Raw genomic sequence first — 3,453 nt, 5'->3', positions numbered from 1 at the left:
TTCCATGCCGACCTCCTGGCTATCGAGGGGGCAGTTCCTCATGGCGCCAGGGGGTCAGTTTGCCGTGTCGCCTGACACATGCAGCGTCAGTATGATGCCGTCGATCCCGACAACCGCCTGGTGGCCGGCGAACTCGAACGGCGCTGGAACGAAGCCCTCGCCACAGTCAAAACAATCGAAGACGAACTGGAGGGATTGTCGCGCCGCCAGCCAGACGCAATCAGCGATGACGAGCGGCAGAGCCTCATGACCATGGGGGCCGATATGGCCATCGCATGGGAACATCCTCGTGCGACCGCAGCAACGCGCAAACGGATTCTCCGGGCCGTTCTCGAGGAGATCGTCGTCCGGGTCGAAAGCGATCAGATCGTGATGCTGTTGCACTGGCGAGGCGGCGACCACACGGCGCTGAACGTCAAAAAGAATAAGAAAGGGCACCATCGTTGGGCCGCAGAGCCGGCCACCGAGGATCTGATCAGAGCCTTGGCACGTCTCATGCCGGATAAGGCGATGGCGGCGCTTCTCAATCGGGAAGGCTTCAAGACGGGACGGCTCAACGGTTGGACCCAATCCCGGGTCTGTACCTTCCGCAGCCAGCATTCGATCGCGGTTTATCAGGAGGGCGAGCGAGCCGCCCGGGGCGAGATCACGCTTGACGAAGCGGCTGGCCTTATCGGCTGCAGCGCGATGTCGGTACGGCGAATGGTCAGGGACGGCATCTTGGCAGGCAACCAGCATTGTAAGGGCGCGCCATGGATTATCAGGCGAGCGGATGTCGAAGTGATCGCAGCCGGCAAGCCTGCCGTTTCTTGCCGGAAGCGTCCGTCATCACAAAATCCAGATCAAGCAATCATTCAGTTTCAATGACATAGCGAGGTGAGCAGTATGACCCAGCACCGGTCCCGCCAATGAATATGGCGTTGCGCTTACCTTCCAGGAACGCGCCGGTGGCGATCTCGCGCACCTTGCCTTCGTCGATCGCCGTGTCGGCGAAGTGGAAGGCGTCGAGATCCTTCAGCACGGGGAATTTGGCGCTGACGATCCGGTAGACGATGGAACGGGCCTGGCGATGGTTACGCTCGGCTTGCAGGAGGCTGGCGAGCAAAGGGTAGAGTTCGTCGCGGCGTTGCAGGCCCTTGCCGGTGATCTCGTCGAAGCTGGCGCGCATGCCGTGAAGCTTCAACTCGTCCATCGCCTCCAGAAGCTCGTGACGCTCCATCACGCCACCCTCCTGATGCTGTCGTAGCGGGCGCAGTCGGCCAACGGTGGCACCTTCAGGACCAGAGCCTCGGGAATCGCGATGCTGGCCACCGGCGGCGGCTGGAGCTGGCGCGCAAGGATCGTCAGGATCACGTCGCCATGGCAGATTCCGGCTTCGACGGCCTCGGTGCAGGCGGCCTCGACGGCCTCCAGCCCATGGTCGAGGACGGCACCGAGGACCTTTACGAACTGACGGTCGCCATCTTCGTGCCGCTTCAGCTCAGCGCGGACCTGCGCCAGGGCGGGTGGCAGGTCCCAGTCCTTGAACGGCGCGCCGTTGCGCAGCGCCCCCGGCTTCTTCACAAGAACCGGCAGATAGTGCCAGGGATCATAGACGACCTGATCGCGTCGGAACTGGCGCGGATGATCGGCGACGATCCGGTCTTCGAACAAAACGACGACCCGCTCGGCGTAGGTGCGCACCAGAACCGTCTGTCCGGCGGCCCGGGCACCGACGCTGTAGCGATTGTGGTCGGCCATGACGAGGCAGGTCGTGCTGGCCCGCACCGCCTTCTCGACGAATCCGTCGAACGGCGATCGCAGTTCCATCAGCGCAGGCCTTTCCTCCTGGAAGACCTCCCAAATCGTCCGATCCTTGAACTCGGGATGACGGGTTCGCTTGGCGTAGGCGATGCACTGGTCTTCCAGCCAGGCATTCAACTCCTCAAGGCTCGTCACCTTCGGCTTGGGCCGGAAGACCTGGTCGCGCAGATTGCCGACCTGGTTCTCCACCTGGCCCTTCTCCCAGCCCGCCGCCGGCGTGCAGGCTACCGGCTCGATCAGGTGGTGCGAGCACATCTGAAGGAAGCGACGGTTGTACTGACGGGCCTTGCCGACGAAGATCGTCTCCACCGCCGTCTTCATGTTGTCGTAGATTCCACGCCGGCAAATCCCGCCATAAAAGGCGAAAGCCTTGTCGTGGGCGTCGAAGACAAGCTCCTGCGTCTCGCGGAAATAGGCGCGAACGAACGGCATCCGGCTGTGCGACAAGCGCATGTGCGCAGCCTTTACCATCAGCGGCAGCCCCTGAAGCGTGATCGTCTCGTGGCTCCAGTCGAACTGGTAGGCCTCGCCCGGCGCAAAGCTCATCGGCACGTACGCTTTTGCCGGAAGACGAGCGCGATCCTGCCGCCATGTCCTGGCAAACCGATGAACGCTGTCGTGGGCCCCTTCATAGCCGCGACCACGCAGTTCCTCGAAAAGGCGTTGCGTCGAGCGTCGTTCCCGACGCGGAAGCGCCGCTTCCGCTTCCAGGATCGCCGTCAGATCCTCGACAAACGCTCCAAGCTTCGGCGCCGGCTGAACGCCACGCTCGTATCGGAACTCAGTCGCGTCGCCGCGGACAACCTTGCGAACCGTCGTCCGCGACACCGAAAACTCCCGGGCGATCGTCTTGATCCCCCGGCCTTGGTCGTGAAACGCACGCCGTATCTGCCCTATTAAATCCACGCCGATCATTCCCCCGCATCGCCCTCCCTACGGCCCGAAAGGCCGGAAAGGCGGAAATGTAAAAATAGCTCAGCAGGGGGTTAGTTTTGGCCGCGAAAATCCCCGCTCAGGGGGCCAACTTTGCATGCGATTTTACATCGGACCCTGATCGACCCCGGTCTTCATGACCCGTGCGTACAAATAGACTAGGTTGAACATGCCATACTGAAATGTCTCGAAAACATCCTTTGCCGTACAGGCGCCGGCCCAGGGTCGCTCGTCGATGCTGCCGTGCGCGAACTCGTTCGCGATCAGCGCAAAACGCTCCATCACGCCGAACTCGAGCGTGTCGCGCTCGCTCCAGATCCGCTTGATGCGCTCGATCGAGCTGTACTCGATCAGATTCCAGAAGCGGTCGCGAATTGCCCGGAGATGCCCGGCCGAACTAAGCCCGCCTTCGAACAATCGCAGCACCGTCGCGGGCTGCTGGGCGAGCATGCGCTCCAAGACGGCCCGGTCCCACAGCAATATCTGGGGTCTCGGGAATTTTTCCTGCCATGTCTCGACCCAGTCGCGGGTCGGGTTAGTGAAGGTCGTGTTGGTGGCGATGACCAGGCAATCGACACTGTGGTCCGCGACCACATTGTTGCAGGCGGTCTTTACCGCCTCGGTCTCGAGCGTGCCGGACCGCCCTTTGCATTCCACCCACCATTGCCGCGGGACAATCTCTCCAGCGGCATCCGGGGCGTGGAAGCGCGCCTCGAG

Annotated in this window: 3 protein-coding genes and 1 pseudogene; 1 reads left to right on the top strand and 3 read right to left on the bottom strand. The window is 62.4% G+C overall.

What is annotated here, in order from left to right; all coding sequences use genetic code 11:
- Nucleotides 1–78 precede the first annotated feature (78 nt).
- Nucleotides 79–867 carry a helix-turn-helix domain-containing protein gene (locus MJ956_RS17435; protein ID WP_253965712.1) on the top strand — a complete coding sequence of 263 codons (789 nt, stop codon included), beginning with the start codon at nt 79–81 and terminating at the stop codon, nt 865–867.
- Here the strand turns inward: MJ956_RS17435 and MJ956_RS17430 are convergent.
- From MJ956_RS17430 to MJ956_RS17420, 3 genes and pseudogenes are all read right to left on the bottom strand, one after another.
- Nucleotides 851–1,219, bottom strand: a complete 369-nt coding sequence (locus MJ956_RS17430) for an ATP-binding protein (RefSeq protein WP_279327046.1) — start codon at nt 1,217–1,219, stop codon at nt 851–853. The genes MJ956_RS17435 and MJ956_RS17430 overlap by 17 nt on opposite strands.
- An 8-nt stretch (nt 1,220–1,227) precedes the next feature.
- Nucleotides 1,228–2,718: pseudogene (istA, locus tag MJ956_RS17425) on the bottom strand (IS21 family transposase); the annotation flags it as partial.
- Nucleotides 2,719–2,841: 123 nt separating this feature from the next.
- Nucleotides 2,842–3,453, bottom strand: a 612-nt coding sequence (locus MJ956_RS17420; RefSeq protein WP_253965710.1) for a hypothetical protein, incomplete at its 5' end; no start/stop codon positions are given.

Source organism: Aurantimonas marianensis (assembly GCF_024195285.1).
Taxonomy (GTDB): domain Bacteria; phylum Pseudomonadota; class Alphaproteobacteria; order Rhizobiales; family Rhizobiaceae; genus Aurantimonas; species Aurantimonas marianensis.
This window is presented reverse-complemented; position numbering and strand designations above follow the sequence as displayed.